The 15,933-nt window shown below is 75.7% G+C and carries 13 protein-coding genes; 9 read left to right on the top strand and 4 right to left on the bottom strand.

What is annotated here, in order from left to right; genetic code table 11:
• Nucleotides 1–115 precede the first annotated feature (115 nt).
• The 5 genes from ACZ518_RS00125 to ACZ518_RS00105 all read left to right on the top strand — a co-directional run bounded on the left by ACZ518_RS00125 (nucleotide 116) and on the right by ACZ518_RS00105 (nucleotide 6,861).
• Nucleotides 116–409, top strand: a complete 294-nt coding sequence (locus ACZ518_RS00125) for a DUF503 domain-containing protein (protein WP_469110783.1) — start codon at nucleotides 116–118, stop codon at nucleotides 407–409.
• 33 nt (nucleotides 410–442) lie between these two features.
• Nucleotides 443–895: a 30S ribosome-binding factor RbfA gene (gene rbfA, locus ACZ518_RS00120; RefSeq protein WP_469110782.1), complete on the top strand. Its 453-nt coding sequence runs from the start codon at nucleotides 443–445 to the stop codon at nucleotides 893–895.
• Entirely contained in the window at nucleotides 892–1,800 is a 909-nt protein-coding gene (gene truB / locus ACZ518_RS00115) for a tRNA pseudouridine(55) synthase TruB (protein ID WP_469110781.1), read from the top strand. The genes rbfA and truB overlap by 4 nt, the downstream gene beginning before the upstream one ends.
• A gap of 249 nt (nucleotides 1,801–2,049) precedes the next feature.
• Complete coding sequence (locus ACZ518_RS00110; RefSeq protein ID WP_469110780.1) at nucleotides 2,050–5,781, top strand: serine protease; 3,732 nt, start codon at nucleotides 2,050–2,052, stop codon at nucleotides 5,779–5,781.
• 120 nt (nucleotides 5,782–5,901) lie between these two features.
• The gene (locus ACZ518_RS00105; RefSeq protein WP_469110779.1) at nucleotides 5,902–6,861 is read left to right on the top strand and encodes a bifunctional riboflavin kinase/FAD synthetase; all 960 of its coding nucleotides are present in this window, start codon (nucleotides 5,902–5,904) and stop codon (nucleotides 6,859–6,861) included.
• A 66-nt stretch (nucleotides 6,862–6,927) separates the two neighbouring features.
• Here ACZ518_RS00105 and ACZ518_RS00100 read toward each other — a convergent pair whose 3' ends face one another.
• From ACZ518_RS00100 to eccE, 3 genes are all read right to left on the bottom strand, one after another.
• Nucleotides 6,928–9,453, bottom strand: a complete 2,526-nt coding sequence (locus ACZ518_RS00100) for an SCO5717 family growth-regulating ATPase (protein WP_469110778.1) — start codon at nucleotides 9,451–9,453, stop codon at nucleotides 6,928–6,930.
• Nucleotides 9,454–9,626: 173 nt separating this feature from the next.
• Nucleotides 9,627–10,343, bottom strand: coding sequence for a hypothetical protein (locus tag ACZ518_RS00095; RefSeq protein WP_469110777.1), 717 nt, complete (start codon nucleotides 10,341–10,343; stop codon nucleotides 9,627–9,629).
• Nucleotides 10,340–11,683: a type VII secretion protein EccE gene (eccE, locus tag ACZ518_RS00090; RefSeq protein ID WP_469110776.1), complete on the bottom strand. Its 1,344-nt coding sequence runs from the start codon at nucleotides 11,681–11,683 to the stop codon at nucleotides 10,340–10,342. Before eccE ends, ACZ518_RS00095 begins: the two co-directional genes overlap by 4 nt.
• A gap of 191 nt (nucleotides 11,684–11,874) precedes the next feature.
• Here eccE and eccB point away from each other — a divergent pair, with 191 nt between their 5' ends.
• The 4 genes from eccB to ACZ518_RS00070 all read left to right on the top strand — a co-directional run bounded on the left by eccB (nucleotide 11,875) and on the right by ACZ518_RS00070 (nucleotide 15,600).
• Nucleotides 11,875–13,449 (top strand): type VII secretion protein EccB, encoded by a 1,575-nt coding sequence (eccB, locus tag ACZ518_RS00085; RefSeq protein WP_469110775.1) that lies wholly within the window; start codon nucleotides 11,875–11,877, stop codon nucleotides 13,447–13,449.
• An 11-nt stretch (nucleotides 13,450–13,460) separates the two neighbouring features.
• Nucleotides 13,461–14,678 carry a type VII secretion-associated serine protease mycosin gene (mycP, locus tag ACZ518_RS00080; protein WP_469110774.1) on the top strand — a complete coding sequence of 406 codons (1,218 nt, stop codon included), beginning with the start codon at nucleotides 13,461–13,463 and terminating at the stop codon, nucleotides 14,676–14,678.
• A gap of 213 nt (nucleotides 14,679–14,891) precedes the next feature.
• Nucleotides 14,892–15,245 (top strand): WXG100 family type VII secretion target, encoded by a 354-nt coding sequence (locus ACZ518_RS00075; protein ID WP_469110773.1) that lies wholly within the window; start codon nucleotides 14,892–14,894, stop codon nucleotides 15,243–15,245.
• Between the two features lie 43 nt (nucleotides 15,246–15,288).
• Entirely contained in the window at nucleotides 15,289–15,600 is a 312-nt protein-coding gene (locus ACZ518_RS00070) for a WXG100 family type VII secretion target (protein WP_469110772.1), read from the top strand.
• 73 nt (nucleotides 15,601–15,673) lie between these two features.
• On the opposite strand, the gene ACZ518_RS00065 is transcribed toward ACZ518_RS00070, so the two are convergent.
• Complete coding sequence (locus ACZ518_RS00065; protein WP_007266914.1) at nucleotides 15,674–15,907, bottom strand: DUF397 domain-containing protein; 234 nt, start codon at nucleotides 15,905–15,907, stop codon at nucleotides 15,674–15,676.
• Nucleotides 15,908–15,933 lie beyond the last annotated feature (26 nt).

Genomic DNA, 15,933 nt, shown 5'->3' with positions numbered 1-15,933 from the left:
GGTCGGCGGAATATCCGTCGATCGGCCCCGGCCGTTGCGTGTACGGTTCTGGTGACCCTGCCGAGCGACGGCCGGCAGGCCACCGAACCCGCACCGGCGGGATATCCGGAACTGCATGTACGTGGGGACTCTGTCCTTCGACCTGCTCCTCGGCGACGTCCACTCGCTGAAGGAGAAACGCTCCGTCGTCCGGCCCATCGTCGCCGAGCTCCAGCGCAAGTTCTCCGTGAGCGCGGCCGAGGTGGGCGACCAGGACCTGCACCGCAGGGCCCGTATAGGGGTCGCCCTGGTGAGCGGGGACGCGGGGTTCGTATCGGAGGTGCTCGACCGCTGTGAACGGCTGGTCGCGGCGCGTCCGGAAGTGGAGCTGCTGTCCGTGAGGCGGCGGTTCCACGGTGATGAAGACTGATTGCTTGTCTGCAACAAAGAAGGAGACGGACCAGTGGCCGACAATGCGCGGGCGAAGAAGCTGGCGGACCTCATCCGGGAGGTGGTGGCCGAGAAGCTGCAGCGCGGAGTCAAGGACCCCCGCCTCGGTACGCACGTGACCATCACGGACACCCGGGTCACCGGCGACCTGCGGGAGGCCACGGTCTTCTACACGGTCTACGGCGACGACGAGGACCGGGCCAGCGCGGCAGCGGGCCTGGAGAGCGCCAAGGGCGTACTGCGCTCCGCGGTCGGCCGGGCGGCGGGAACCAAGTTCACGCCCACCCTGACCTTCGTCGCGGACGCCCTCCCGGAGAACGCCCGGACCATCGAGGACCTCCTCGACAAGGCGCGGGCCTCCGACGCCCAGGTGCGCGAGGTGTCCTCCGGCGCGAAGTACGCCGGCGAGGCCGACCCGTACAAGAAGCCGGGCGACGAGGACGACGAGGACACAGCCGCGGAATGAGCACCAACGCAGGGAAGACTCCGGACGGCCTTGTCATCGTCGACAAGCCGTCCGGCTTCACTTCGCACGACGTGGTCGCCAAGATGCGCGGGATCGCCAAGACCCGCCGCGTCGGCCACGCCGGCACCCTCGACCCGATGGCGACGGGAGTCCTCGTCCTCGGCGTGGAGAAGGCCACCAAGCTCCTCGGCCACCTCGCGCTGACCGAGAAGGAGTACCTCGGCACCATCCGGCTCGGGCAGAACACCCTCACGGACGACGCCGAGGGCGAGATCACCTCGTCCGCCGACGCCTCCGGGGTGACCCGCGAGGGCGTGGACGCGGGCATCGCCAAGCTGTCCGGCGAGATCATGCAGGTCCCGTCGAAGGTCAGCGCCATCAAGATCAAGGGTGTGCGCTCCTACAAGCGCGCCCGCGACGGCGAGGACTTCGAGATCCCGGCCCGGCCGGTCACCATCTCGTCGTTCCAGGTGTACGACATGCGCGAGGCCGAGGCCGAGGACGGCACCAAGGTCGTCGACCTCGTCGTCTCCGTCGTCTGCTCCAGCGGTACGTACATCCGCGCCCTCGCCCGCGACCTGGGCGCCGACCTGGGCGTCGGCGGCCATCTGACGGCGCTGCGGCGCACCCGGGTGGGCCCGTACAAGCTCGACAAGGCGCGCACGCTCGACCAGCTCCAGGAGGAGCTGACCGTCATGCCGATCGGCGAGGCGGCCGCCGCCGCGTTCGCGCGCTGGGACCTGGACGCCCGCCGGGCCTCGCTGCTCGCCAACGGCGTGCGGATCGAGATGCCGGACGAGTACAAGGACGGCCGGACCGTCGCCGTCTACGGGCCCGAGGGCAAGCTGCTCGGGCTCGTGGAGAGCAAGGGCGGCAAGGCGAAGTCCCTCGCGGTCTTCGTCTGAGAGGGGCTCCGGCCCCCCCGCTCCGTTGACGTGGAGCGGTGAGCGCACACTGACTGCTGCTCACCGCTCCACGACCCCCCTCGGGTAGGTCTCTATCCACCCGGAGCACCGTATTCACCCTTCCGAGCAGGCGCTCGGAGTGAATGCGGGGAGCGTAAGGGGGCGCTTTCGGCCCGCGTGCTTTTCGCGCTGATCTTCACTTGCCTACCGTCGTGAACACGGGTCCCGCGGCGGGGGAGTGGTGCGGCGATGACGGACGAGGTCACGGACGGTACGAGGGGCACCGGCGGCAGCGCCTTCGCGGGTGCCGCGGGGCCGGCCGCGGGGCTGGTGACGATCCGGGACCCGGACGGACACCCCCGCGGGAGCGGATTCGTCGCCGACGACCGGGGCACGGTGATCACCAGCCACGACGCCGTCGAAGGACTGGCGGGGGTGGTCCTGCACGTACCCGGCGCCGAGGGGCGCGGCCGGCCGGCGTCGGCCGATGACGTGACCGTCCTGCCGGAGCTCGGGCTGGCCCTCGTGCGCGGCGCCGGACTGGGCGTGCCGCCGCTGCCCGTGGCGATGTGCGAGGTGATTCCTCAAGGGACGTACGTACGCCTGCCCGCGCGGGGCTGGCGCCAGGCGCGAGTGCTCGGGGCGGGCGCGGAGGTCACCCACACCGCGGCCGGCCGCCTCCACGTACTCCCCGCCGCCGTCGAGCTGGCCATCGGGACGGCCGGCCGGGACGCCCTGCGGCTCGGCGGCGAGGTCTGCGGGGGGCCGGTGCTGGACGCGGAAACCGGAGCGGTGCTCGCGGTACTCGGCACCGCTCTCGAAGCGGAGCACTGCTCCGGGAGCTTCGCCGTCCCCCTGCGCGCGGCCGCCGCGGCCGCACCGGGAGGCCCCCTCGCGGCGCTGCTGGAGCGGAACTCCGCCACCGTGCCGGGCTACGGCGCGGACCTCAACCTGGCCGGCGCCCTGGAGCTCACCGCCACCGCCCTCGGCTCGGCGTTCCCCCCGGCCGCCGCCGAGCCCGCCCCGGACCCCGTGCCGCGCCCCGGGATCACCGCCGGGCTGGCCGCCTTCACCGCCGGGACGGATCTCGTGCTCGGCCTGGTCGGAGCCCCCGGCACCGGCCGCACCACCGCCCTCGCCGCCCTGGCCGCCGACCGGGCCCGCGGGTCCCGCCCCGCGCCGACGCTCTGGCTGCGCGGAGCCGACCTGCGCGGGGGAGACACCTCGCTGGCCGACGCCGTGACCCGCGCGCTGACGGCGGCGGGCCGCATCCTCACCGCCGGCGCCGCCCCGGCGCCCCCCTGCACCGGCTCCACCCCGGGCACCGGGGCCCCCGGGCCGGTCCCGTCCGGGTCCGCTCCGTCCGGGCCGGTCCCGCCGGGGTCCGTCCCGGACGGGCCCACCCCGTCGGGGGCCGCCCCCTCCGGGTCCGCCGGAGTGGGCCCCGGGCCGTCCGGTTCCGGCCCGTCCGGGTACTCCGCCCCCGGGCCCGCCCCGGCGGGCTGGGCACTGCCCGGGGTTCCGGGACCCGCCCCGGCGGGCTGGGCGCTGCCCGGGGTCCCGGGCGGGTCCGGTCCGGCGGGGGCGGAGTCCGCCGGGGAGGGGATCGCCGAGCGCGTGGCGCGGCTCGCGGGCGCGGCCGGGCGGGCGCTGCTGGTGGTGCTGGACGCCCCCGAGGAGATGCCGCCCGGGCTCGCGCACCGCCTGGAGCCGTGGACCGCGGCCACCGCCGGCTGGCTGCGCCGCACCGGGGCCCGGCTGGTGGTCGCGGCCCGGCCCGAGTACTGGGAGCGGGCCGGGGACCTCTACCCGCCGGAGCTGCTGCACACCCCGGCCCGCCCCGCCCGGCGGCTGCCGCCCGCGCTGCCCGTCGGGGACCTGACCCCGCCGGAGGCGCGCGAGGCCCGGGCCCGTCTGGGGATTCCGGACGGCGCGGTGCGGGAGGCCGACGCCCGGCACCCGCTCACCCTGCGCCTGCTCGCCGGGGTCCGCGCCGCCGAGGTCACCGCGGGCCGCCCGGGCCGTGACGAGGTCTTCGCGGCGCACCTGGACCTGGTGGCCCTGCGCGCCGCCGTCCGGATCGCGGCGGCGGCCGGTGCGGCGGCCGGTGCGGGGGCCGGGGTGCACGGCCCCGGGGTGCGGCGGCTGGCGGCCCGGGTGGCCGGGCGGGTGCACGAGGCCGCCCGGCGGTGCCTCGGCCCCGGGCAGGGCCAGCTGGACCGGGCCTCCTTCGAGGAGCTGTTCCCCTGGCGCACCGGCTGGGCCTCCGCCGTCCTCACCGAGGGCCTGCTGGTCCCCGCCGGCCCCGGCTACCGCTTCGCCCACGAAGAGCTGTCCGACTGGCTCCAGGCCGGACACCTCGACGTCCCGGGCGCCCTGGACGGCCTCGTGCACCACGGCCCCGCCGACGCCGGCCCTCCCGTACCCCGGCACCGCATCGGGCCCGTACTGGAGGCGCTGCGCAGGCTCCCGCCCGCCGAGGCGCGCGGCCGGCTCGACGCCCTGGTGGCCGCTCTGAACACCTTCGCCGAGCAGGCCGCCGCCGGAACCCCGGAACCCGTCCACCCCGACCGCGTCTGGTGGGCCTCCCGCCTCCTGCGCGCCACCCTGCTCGGCGCCGCCGACGCCACCCCGTACCTGCCCGTCCTGCACGCCCTCGCCGAGCACGTGGCGCGGTCCGGCACCGGCGAGTTCGGCGGCTGGTTCTGGAACCGGCTCCGGCTGCCCGAGTGCGACCGGCTCGACCTGCTGCGCCGCCTGCTCCCCTCCGACCACCACTACCTGGAGGCCGCCGCCCGCCGCCTGGCCCGAGCCCCGCAGCTCGTCCTGCCCCTGGTCTGCGCCTGGTTCACCGACGAGCGCCGGCTGCGCGGCCGCCCCGGGGCCACCGTGGCCACCGCGGCGCAGGCCCTGCTGCACACCCACCGCGGCCTCGCGGTGGACGACCTCACCGAAACCCTGGTCGGCGCCGCGCACCCGCGCGCCGACGAACTCCTCGCCGCCCTCGCGGAGGACGAGCCGTCCGCCCTGTGCCGGGCCGTGGACCGCTGGGCGCACGACGAGCGGCCCGAACGCCGCGTGGCCGCCGCCGCGTACGGCCTCGCCACCGCCCCGCACGTCCGCACCCCCGCCGACCGGGAGCTGCTGCGCCGCGCCGCCCAGGTGCTGCTGGACCGCCCCGGCGACACCGGCCTGCACGGCCCCGCCCTCGGCATCCTGCTCCGCGACCCGCAGGCGCGGGCCCGCTACCTGCCCGACGCCCTGGACTGCTTCCGCGACCCCGCGGGCGGCTCCCGGCTGCCGGCCTCCGCGCTGGTCGCGGCGCTGCCCGTACTGCCCGACCCGGACGCGGTGTTCGCCGCACTGCGGGCCCGGGCCGACGGGGAGGTGATCCGCGCCCTGGCCGCGCTCACCACCCCCGGCCTGGCCCGCCGCGCGGGAGACCTCGTACGCGACCACCTCGCCCGCCGCCCCGAGGACGCCCCGTACGCCGCCGTCTTCGTCGACCGGCGCCTCGACCAGGGCCCGGCGGCCGGGCCCGTCCTGCGCCCCCTGGTCCTGGGTCTGCTGCGAGGCGCCCCGCCGCCGGTCCGGGCCGAGCTGGCCGGCGTACTGGCCGCGCCCGGGGCGGAGGCCTCGTACCCGCTGCGGGCCGAGCTGGCGGACGTACTGCTGCGCGAGGAGTCGGACCCGGCGGTGCTCGGCGCCTTCCTGGCGGGGCTCGCCGCCGGGAGCTGCCGGCGCCCGGAGGTCCGCACCCGCGAGCTGCTGCGGCGCACCGGGCGGCAGCTGCTGCGGGCGCCCGGCGGACCGGCGGTCTTCGAGCACCGCACGGTGGAGCTGGCCCGGGCCGATCCGGTGTTCGGGGCGCTGGTCTCCCGCTGGCTCACGGAAGCCGCGACGGAGGCGGCGGCACTGCTGGGGCCGGGCGCCCGGCGTACCGTGGAGACTCTTCGTAGGGCCGCGCCGGACATTACGTGAGGCGGGGAACGATTCCAGCCAGAGCCGATGCGGGGCCCCGGCCGAGGGCATGGCAGTCTTAGACCTGCAATCGGCAATTCAGTACAGGGACTACACGGGTTCGGGCGAGGAGCGGTCACAGTGCAGCGCTGGCGTGGCTTGGAGGACATCCCCCAGGACTGGGGACGCAGCGTCGTCACCATCGGCTCCTACGACGGTGTGCACCGGGGACACCAGCTGATCATCGGACGGGCCGTGGCGAAGGCCCGCGAGCTGGGTGTCCCGGCGGTCGTCGTCACCTTCAGCCCGCACCCGAGCGAGGTCGTGCGGCCCGGCAGCCACCCGCCGATCCTGGCCCCGTACGACCGCCGTGCCGAGCTGATGGCCGGCCTCGGGGTCGACGCGCTGCTGATCCTGCCGTTCACGGCGGAGTTCTCGCAGCTGTCCCCGGCCGACTTCATCGTGAAGGTGCTGGTCGACAAGCTGCACGCGCGCGCCGTCATCGAGGGCCCGAACTTCCGTTTCGGCCACCGGGCCGCCGGGAACGTCGACTTCCTGCGCGAGCTGGGCTCCACCTACGACTACGAGGTCGACGTCGTGGACCTCGTCGAGCGCGGCGAGGCGGGCGGCGGCGTGCCGTTCTCCTCCACCCTGGCGCGCAAGCTGGTCTCCGAGGGGGACATGGACGGCGCCGCCGAGATCCTGGGCCGCCCGCACCGGGTCGAGGGCATCGTGGTGCGCGGTGCGCAGCGCGGGCGCGAGCTCGGCTACCCGACGGCCAACGTCGAGACGCAGCCGCACACCGCGATCCCGGCCGACGGGGTGTACGCGGGCTGGCTGACGGCGGACGGCGAGCGGATGCCGGCGGCGATCTCGGTGGGTACGAACGTGCAGTTCGACGCCACCGAGCGGACCGTGGAGGCGTACGCGATCGACCGCGTCGGGCTGGACCTGTACGGCAAGCAGGTGTGCGTCGACTTCCTCGCGTACGTGCGGGGGATGGCGAAGTTCGAGTCGCTCGACGGGCTGCTGGAGGCCATCGCGGACGACGTGAAGCGGGCGCGCGTCCTGACGGACGCCTTCGACGCCGCGCGGCGCTGACCCGAGCCGAAGGGCCCGTACCGTCCAGGGACGGTACGGGCCCTTCGTGTTGCGCGGGCCGACCGGTCAGCCGAGGCGCGGGTCGCGCGGCGGGGGCTGGTACGGGCCCGGCTGCTGCTGCTGCGGCGGCTGGGGGGCGGCCGGGGGCTGCTGCCAGGGCTGTCCGGGCTGCGGGTAGGACTGCGGACCGTACGGGGACGGCGCCTGCGGGGGCTGCGCCTGCGGCTGCTGCTGGTACGGGCCCGGCTGCGGCTGCGGCTGCGGCTGCGGATGGGGATGGGGCGGCTGGTGGCCCTGGGGGGCGCCCCAGTGGGCCTGCGCGGCCTGCTGCTGGGCGCGCGTGAAGTCCTCGGCGACCAGGGCGGACAGGTTGAAGTACGCCTCCCGCGTCTTGGGCCGCATCAGGTCGAGGTCGACCTCCGCGCCGGCCGCGAGGTGCTCGTCGAACGGCACCACGACGACCCCGCGGCAGCGGGTCTCGAAGTGCTGCACGATGTCCTCGACCTTGATCATCTTGGCGGTCTCGCGGACCCCGGAGATGACGGTGATCGAGCGCGAGACGAGATCGGCGTACCCGTGGGCGGAGAGCCAGTCGAGCGTGGTGCTCGCGCTGCTCGCGCCGTCCACGGACGGAGTGGAGATGATGATCAGCTGATCGGCCAGGTCCAGGACGCCGCGCATGGCGGAGTAGAGCAGTCCGGTCCCGGAGTCGGTCAGGATGATCGGGTACTGGCGGCCGAGCGTGTCTATGACGCGTCGGTAGTCCTCGTCGTTGAAGGTCGTCGAGACCGCCGGGTCCACGTCGTTGGCGATGATCTCCAGGCCGGAGGGGGCCTGCGAGGTGAACCGCCGGATGTCCATGTACGAGTGCAGGTACGGGATCGCCTGGACCAGGTCGCGGATCGTCGCACCGGTCTCGCGGCGGACGCGGCGGCCGAGGGTGCCGGCGTCGGGGTTCGCGTCGATGGCCAGGATCTTGTCCTGGCGCTCGGTGGCGAGGGTGGCGCCGAGGGCGGTGGTCGTCGTGGTCTTGCCGACGCCGCCCTTGAGGCTGATGACGGCGATGCGGTAGCACGACATCACCGGGGTGCGGATGAGCTCCAGCTTGCGCTGGCGGTCGGCCTCGGCGGCCTTGCCGCCGAAGCGGAAGCCGGAGCGGGTGGGCTTGGGCTTCTGCTTGGCGCGGATCAGGCGGTCGGAGGACAGCTCCACGGCGGCGGTGTAGCCGAGCGGAGCGCCCGGGCCCTGGCCGGGGCCCGGCTGCTGCCACTGCGCCTGCGGCGGCTGCGGGGCCGGGTACCCCTGCGGTGCGGGCTGTGCCTGCGGTGCCTGCTGCTGCGGCGGGACGGGCGGGAACCCGTACCCCTGCGGGGGCTGCGGCTGCGCTTCGGGGGCGCCGGGCGGGAATCCGTAGCCCTGCGGTGCGGGTGCGGGTGCCTGCTGCTCCGGGCCGGAGGGCGGGAAGCCGTAGCCCTGGGGCGCGCCCGGGGAGGCGAACGCGGGCGGCAGCGGGGGCAGTTCGGAGCCGGATCCCCCGAACGGAGTATCCGCGGGCCCGGCGACCGGAGTTCCCCCGGCCGGGGTGGGCGTCCGCCCGGGTGCGGGAGCCGCCTCCTCCTCGGCGGCCGGCGCGAACCCCGGGGGTACGGCGTCGGCGAAGGCGGCCGGCACGGCGATGGGCGCCACGGTGGGCACCGCGAACGGCGCCGCGGCGAACCCCGCCGGGGTGCCCCCGGGCAGCGCGGGCAGCGCCTCGGACCCCTGACCCGGTACGTCACCCCCGGCTCCGGCCGGCGCTTCGCCCTGCGGCCCGGGGGACGCCGCCCCCTGGCCCTGTCCCTGGACCCCGGCACCCGCTGCCGCAGCCTCGCCCTCGGCCCCCGGCGCGGGAACCGCAGGCGCGGCCGGGGCTCCACCCTGAGCCGGGAACCCGGCCCCCTGCGCGGCGGACACCGGCGCGGCCGGGGATTGGCCCTGGCCCGGGGTCTCGTGCCCCTGCGCGGAGAACGCCGGCGCGGCCGGGTGCTCGCCCGGGGTCAGGACGTCCTGCCCGCCCGGGACCTCACCCCCCGATGCGGCCGGGGCTTCGCCCTGGGCCGGGGTCTCGACTGCCTGCGCAGGGAACCCCTGCGCGGCCGGGGCGTTGCCCTGGGCCGGGAAGCCGGTCCCTTGGGCGGGGGTCTCGGCTCCCTGCGCGGGGAACCCCGGCGCGGCCGGGGCTTCGGCCTGCGCCGGGAAGCCGGCCGGGCCGGCCGGGAACGCGGTCCCCTGGCCCGGGGTTCCGGCCGGGGCCGGAGCCGGGATCCGCGCGGTCGGCGCATTGGCATCGGCCGGCCGGGCCTGCCCCGGAGCGATCCGCATCGTCGGCGCGGAGACCACGTCCGCCGGGCGGTGGGGTTCGAAGCCGCTGCCCTCGGGCAGCCCGGGCAGCCCCGGTACCGGCGCGCCCTGCGCGGGTGCGCCCTGGGTGTACCAGGCCGGCGGGGTGTAGTCGATGGTGAACTCGCCCGTCACATCGGGCTCCGCGTCGGACTGATCGTCCGTCGGGACGTCCCACGTCCCGCCGCGCCTCTCGTTCCGATCGCCGCTCACTGGTCCTCCTGGTCTGTCGAACACCGGTCGGCGCCCACCTCGACGCCGCGCCCGCGCTCAGCCTAATCGCGCCCCGCACCCGAAAGCCCCCGAGGTCGCGCCCCCGTACTCCTGCCTACAGGCCGCTCCGGCCCTGAGCAACCGTCATCCCGCACGTCCCGCGAACGGGCCCGTCAGTCGATGCGCCGCGCCGCGCCCAGCAACCCGGTCTCCGTTTCCGTCCCCTGCGTCATCACGAACTTCCGGTCCCGCGGCGTGCACCACAGCGTCACCCCGTCCCCCAGGGTCGGCAGCGGCTCGACCGCCGCCCTCGGCAGCCGCATCAGAGCGCCCACCTGCTCCGCCTCGTCCGGGGACACCCGCTGCACCCCGACCAGCGCCGAGTTCCGCACCAGCCGGGGCGCGGCCGGGCTCAGGTACGGCAGCAGGGTCAGTACCGACTGCCACGGCCCCGCCGCCACCCGCCCGCGCGGCGGCCGCATCCCGCAGTCCCGGACCACCAGCACCGGGCTGCCCGCCGAGGCGCCCTGCGGCGGGACCCGGCCCACGTCGTGCAGGGTCACGCACTGCTGCCCGCCGCCGGCCGCCCGGGCCAGCCCGGACCACACGGGCGCCCGCCCGGTCTCCACCGCGACCCGGGCCCCGGTCGCGGCCGTGCGCAGCGCCAGCACCTGGGCGGTCCACAGGCCGCCGATCAGCGTGACCTCGTACGGCGTGGGCCGGTTCACGCCGAGCACCGCCGGCCGCCCCTCGGCGTCCACGCCGATGACGACCCCGTCGTCCCCGACGGGCAGCGCCAGCGCGTCCAGCTCCGCCGCGGCGACCACGTGCCGCTCGCGGCGCGGTCCGATCAGCCCGAAACCGCCCCTGAGCGGAACCGAACCCCTCATCGCGCCCCTCCCAGCGGCAGCGAGGCCAGCAGCCCCGGCACCTGTTCCCGGTCGAGCCGTACCAGCCCGGCCCGTACGCCCCGGGCCGTCCGCTCCAGCTCCCGCCGGGCCGCCAAGAGTTCCTCGTCGCTGCGCCCGGTGACCCGTACGTACCCGGTCAGGGTCACGCCCTGCCGATCCGCCGGGGCCATCGTCAGGCTGAAGTTGATCGCCAGCGCCGGCAGCGAGGTGAGCAGCGCCACGAACTGCGGCAGCCCGGCCCCCGCCCCTCCCAGCGGGGGCCAGCGGCCCATCCAGTAGGTGGTGTGGCGCCGGTCGTCGCAGCGCCAGGTCCGGGGGGTCTCCTCCGTGCGCCGGCCGGTGCTCGCCGACCGCCCCGCCTGGGTGATGGCCATCGGGTTCGCGCACGAGGAGGTCGCCAGCGCGCCCGTCAGCTCCTGCTCGGTCAGCACGGTGGCCCGGAACCCCGCCCCGGCCAGCCGGCCGGCCAGCTGGTCGGCCGCCCGCACCACACAGCGCTGCGCCCCCGCGAGGCCGCCGCCGCGCGCGGCGACCGCCTCCGGGCACAGCTCCGGGTCGAGCTTGAGCGCGATCCACGTCAGCCGCAGCGCCGGGGTGCCCGTACGGGCTTGCAGGGGCGCGTAGTTGAGCGCGGCCATCGACCGGGCCGGCAGGTGCGGGGCCGGGGCGGGCTGGGTGTGCTGCACCAGCTGCGCCGACTCCAGCCGGATGCCGTCCACTTCGAGGACGTCCCGGATCAGGGACAGCGGCAGCGGTCGCTCCGCACGGTCGGGCCGCAGCGCGGTGGCGTCCGTGTCCACCTGGACCACCGCGGTCACGAACGTCCCGTCACCGACCAGCCCGACGGGCCGCCGGCCGCGGTCGCCGAAGGCCGTGGTGCGCAGCGCCGGATCGGCCTCGACCAGCGGCGCGAGCCCCGGCTCGGTGCCCGCCGGCACCGTGCAGGCGGCGGCCCTGCGCCGCCTGGCGCGCAGGGCGAGCGCACTGCCGATCCATTCGGGGAGGGAGTGCTGGTGGCGGCGGACGAGGGCGAGCAGCGCCAGCACCACCGCCAGGACGCCCGCGGGCACCAGCAGCAGCGGGTCCACCACCCAGGCCACGAGCAGTACGGCGGCCGCGAGCTGGAGGAGCACGAGCTGTTGCAATCGGAACGGGCCGAAGCGGCCCGGGCCCGACCTGGGATGCGGCGTGACCCCGCCGCGTGCGGGTGCGGCCGCGGCCGCCCGCGGCGCCGTCGCGCTGGCCCTCACTCGCGCACCTCCCCGACTCGCGGGCGGAGCCGGGGAGTCCGGGTGACGCGCGGCTGCGGCCGCCCGCATCGGAATCTCCCCATCCACCCCAACAGCCCTGAAACCCCGGTCCGGAGGGATCCGGCTGGCGCCGGGCCGCCGCCCCGGCACGCCCGGCACCTGCCGACCCTCCGTCAAGAGGCATAGTAGGTCCCCGGTCCGACAACCAAGGCCCGGGAGCGGCCCCACCAGCCGGGCCGTGCGGGGAGAAGCAGGCGGTCATGGCATCACGACGTGATGAGCTCAACGCGTACACCTTCGCGAAGCGGCGCACCGTGGCCGCGTTCCTCCAGCCCTCCGCCACCGGGACCGAGGAGGGCGCCCCCCGCCCGCTGCGCGCGGTCCTGCCCGGCGTGGTGGCCGGCGCGCTCGTCGTCGCGGGCTTCGGCGCCTGGGGCATGTTCCGGCCGCAGGCCCCCAAGGGATGGGACGAGCCCGGATCCGTGGTCGTCGTCGGCAAGCAGTCGACGACCCGGTACGTGGTCCTGACCACGAAGGTGAACGGCAAGGACCAGACCCGGCTGCACCCCGTGCTGAACCTGGCCTCGGCGCGGCTCCTCCTCGACCCGCGCAAGTCCAAGGTCGTCCAGGTCGAGGACAAGGTGCTCGACGCGGGCAAGCCCCCGCGCGGCCCCATCATCGGCATCCCCTACGCCCCGGACCGGCTCCCCGCCAAGGCCGACGCCGCCAAGGCCAAGCGCTGGGCCGTCTGCCAGCAGCCCGGCGGCAACAACCGGGGCGTGCAGACCGCGGCCTTCGTCCTCGCCGACCGGGAGGCCGGCCTGGTGGACGACGGGAACCGCACCACCGACACCCAGGTGCTGTACGTCCAGAGCACCGGCGGCGCCAAGGAGCGCTTCCTCGTCGACTGGGCCGGCACGAAGTACCGCTTCCCCGAAGGACGTCCGGACTCCGGGACCCTGACCACGGCCCTGGTCGGCACCGGAGCCACCCCGCAGCCGGTGACCGAGGAGTGGCTGGCCACCCTCAACCCCGGCGACGACCTGGCCTTCCCGCAGCTGCCCGGCACCCCCGGGGCGAGCGCGGCCGTCCCGAGCGGCCCCGACGGCAGGGTCGGCGTGGTGCTGACCGCTCAGACCGGCTCCGGGACCCAGTACTACGTCGTACTGCCCGACCGGATCGCCCCGGTCTCGGAGTTCGTGGCCTGGCTGCTGATCCACTCGCCCGCCAGTGAGGGCCTGGGCATGCACGGCAAGGCCCGCGAGACCGGCCTGAAGTCCCTGGACCCGAACGCCCCTCCCTTCAAGGAGGACGCCACATGGCCCCGCCGGCGCGGCATGCAGGTCAACCGGGTCGCGGACACCCCCGGCGCCGCTAACGGCGGCGAACGCCGCGACACCGTGTGCAGCGTCCTGCGCTCCGTCGACGGCCGAGGCGGGCAGACGCTGAGCACCTGGGCCGGCACCGGCTTCCCCGTCGACATCACCGCCAGCGGCACCAGCTCGTACGTCACCCCCGGCACGGGCCTGCTCTACACCCAGGTCCAGGGCCGCCGGCCCGGCGGGGCCGGCGCCCTGTTCCTGGTCACCGACACCGGCCTGCGGTACGCGGTCCAGGCCAACGGCGACAGCGACGCCGAGCAGTCGGGGATCGGCGCGCCGGGGCAGCGGGCGCAGGACGCCGCCGGCGACGGCCGGCCCGAGCCCAGCCAGGCGCAGGTACGGCTCGGCTACGGCGGGGTCGTGCCCGCCATGGTGCCGATCGCCTGGTCGGAGTTCCTCTCCAAGGGGCCGCGCCTGGACACCAACGCGGCCCGCCAGCCGCAGGGCTCGTGAGGACGCCGGCCGTGTCCCGGTCCTCCCGCGCCGCCCTGGCGGCCGCCGCCCTCGCCCTGGCCGCCCTCGGCGGCGCGGCGCCCGCGCCGCAGTCCGCGTACGCCTTCGCCCTGGACGGGGCGGGCGAGTGCACCTTCCCCATGAAGAAGCAGATCGCCGACCGGCCCTGGGCCCTCCAGCGGGTCATGCTGGACACCCTGTGGGCCCGCACCAGGGGCGAGGGGGTGCGGGTCGCCGTCATCGACACCGGCGTGGACCGCGCCAACCCGCAGCTCGCCGGTGCCCTCGACACCGGCGCCGGACGCGACTTCATCGACCCCAAGGGCGGCGACGGCACCAACGACACCATCGGGCACGGCACCAAGGTCGCCGGGCTGATCGCGGCCCGCCCCCGGCAGGGCACCGGCTTCGTCGGCCTCGCCCCCGGGGCCACGGTGATCCCCATCCGGCAGAACGACGGACAGGCCGGCGGCAACGCGGTCGCCACCCTCGCCCAGGCCGTCGACCACGCAGTGGCCAAGGGCGCCCGGGTCATCAACATCTCCCAGGACACGGACGCCCCGCTGGCCCCGGACTCCGAACTGGGCAAAGCAGTCCAGCGGGCCCTCGCCGCCAAGGCCGTGGTCGTCGCCTCGGCGGGCAACGACGGACTGAGCGGGCAGAAGCGCAGGACCTACCCGGCGGCCTTCCCCGGGGTCCTCGCCGTGGCCTCCTCCGACCGCAACAACGAACGGGCCGCCTTCTCCCAGCCCGGCGACTTCATCGGGGTCGCGGCCCCCGGCGTGGACATGGTCTCCACCGTCCCCGGCTTCGGCCAGTGCGTCGACAACGGCACCAGCTTCTCCGCCCCCTACGTCGCCGGGGTCGCCGCCCTGCTGGTCGCCGAGCACCCACAGTGGACCCCGCAGGAGGTGGTCTGGCAGATCCAGAACACCGCCGAACGTTCCGTCAAGGGCCGTGACGACTACGTCGGATGGGGCGTCGTGGACCCGGTGCGGGCCGTCACCCAGGACGCCGGGCCGCCCGGGCCGCCCGTCCCGGACCCCGGCCCGCCCCCGGCGGCCGCACCGCGGGCGGCCGCCCTCCCGATGTCGGAGACCGCCCAGGAGCGCGACGAGCGGATCGGCACGTACGCGCTGGGGATCGCGGGCGTGCTCGTCGCCGTCGTCGCCGGGGCCGCGACCGTCGTGCGCGACGCCCGCCGCGGCCGCCGGAGCCGTTTGCAGTGAACGGTCACCGTTCGTCCACAGAGCCGGGCGACGGGTGTCGGGCGGGTCCACCGAACTGACTAGAGTGACGCCAGGCTTCACGACTGTGATCGGGGATCCGGGTGAAGCGGAGGGGGAACTCCGGTGCGTGTGGCGTGAATTGCGGCCCCCGGGAACCGCTCCGCCGCGCAATCCACCGGTTCTGCTGGGGAATTGAGAAGTGAGGAGCTTCGGATGACGAACAATTTCGGACTTGCGGACGATCCGGTCGTCAAGGCGGCCAACAAGATCTCCGAGACGGCGAACGCCGTCACCACCCAGGCCCGTGAGCTGGCCGACATCCTCGAAACCGTGCACGCGGGCTGGACCGGCGTCGGCGCCGACGGCTTCAAGAGGGCCCAGTCGGACCTCAACCTCGACCACGACGAGATCCGCCGGCTGCTCTCCGTCCTGCACAACGCCGTCGCGCAGACGAAGAACCTGACCAACGCGCAGGACGCGGACGTGCACGCGGCGTTCAGCACGATCAACGCCCGCTCCGGCTCCGCCGCCGGAGGCGGCGCCCGCTCCGGCCTCGAAAACCTCTGACGTCCGCGTCGCCCCAGCACACCCCAGCCCGAAGGAGAAGGACATGGCAGGCAGCGAAGACGGCCACACCCGGGTACGGTACGAGAGCGTCCAGCAGATGGCGGACCGCATCCGCGTCGTCTCCAGGAACATCCTCAAGGACCTGGAGGAGATGGAGTCGGCCGTGAAGGTCGTCACCGACACCTGGGACGGCGAGGCGCACGTCGCGTACCTCGACCTCCAGAGGAAGTACCACGGCCGCGCCGACCACATGCAGAAGCAGCTGGAGGGCGTCGCCCGGCTCATCGAGCGCGGCAAGGGCGACTACCGCGCCACGGACGTGAAGGCCTCGCGCCTGTTCACCGAGGCCTTCTGAGCCCGCCCGGCATGCCGAAGGGGGCGCGCCCCGCGTGGGGCGCGCCCCCTTCGCCGTACCCGGGCCGCGGGCCTCAGGTGAGGTCGAACTCCCCGTCCCGGGCCCCGAGCACGAACGCCTCCCACTCGGCCGCCGTGTAGCGCAGCACCGTGTCGCGGTCCAGGGAGGACCGCATCGCCACCGCGCCCTCGGGCAGCTTGGCGATCTCCACCCGCTCCTCGTCCGGGCTGGTCCCGGGCGGCCCCTGCCACTCGACGTCGCTGATGTCGAGCGCGTACAGCTCGTCCTTCTCCTGCTGGGTGCCCATGTGCGGCCCTTCCCGTCGGTCGTGCG

This window comes from Streptomyces sp. NPDC033966 (genome assembly GCF_055575955.1).
The sequence above is the reverse complement of the archived record's forward strand: the minus strand, read 5'-3'. Positions and strand labels throughout refer to the sequence as shown.

What these genes read in the sequence shown, in the direction of transcription:
- ACZ518_RS00125 (WP_469110783.1), top strand. Translation starts at nt 116, where the DNA reads ATGTACGTGGGGACTCTGTCCTTCGACCTGCTCCTCGGCGACGTCCAC.
- truB (WP_469110781.1), top strand. Translation starts at nt 892, where the DNA reads ATGAGCACCAACGCAGGGAAGACTCCGGACGGCCTTGTCATCGTCGAC.
- ACZ518_RS00110 (WP_469110780.1), top strand. Translation starts at nt 2,050, where the DNA reads ATGACGGACGAGGTCACGGACGGTACGAGGGGCACCGGCGGCAGCGCC.
- ACZ518_RS00095 (WP_469110777.1), bottom strand. Translation starts at nt 10,343, where the DNA reads ATGAGGGGTTCGGTTCCGCTCAGGGGCGGTTTCGGGCTGATCGGACCG.
- eccE (WP_469110776.1), bottom strand. Translation starts at nt 11,683, where the DNA reads ATGCGGGCGGCCGCAGCCGCGCGTCACCCGGACTCCCCGGCTCCGCCC.
- eccB (WP_469110775.1), top strand. Translation starts at nt 11,875, where the DNA reads ATGGCATCACGACGTGATGAGCTCAACGCGTACACCTTCGCGAAGCGG.
- ACZ518_RS00075 (WP_469110773.1), top strand. Translation starts at nt 14,892, where the DNA reads ATGACGAACAATTTCGGACTTGCGGACGATCCGGTCGTCAAGGCGGCC.
- ACZ518_RS00070 (WP_469110772.1), top strand. Translation starts at nt 15,289, where the DNA reads ATGGCAGGCAGCGAAGACGGCCACACCCGGGTACGGTACGAGAGCGTC.
- ACZ518_RS00065 (WP_007266914.1), bottom strand. Translation starts at nt 15,907, where the DNA reads ATGGGCACCCAGCAGGAGAAGGACGAGCTGTACGCGCTCGACATCAGC.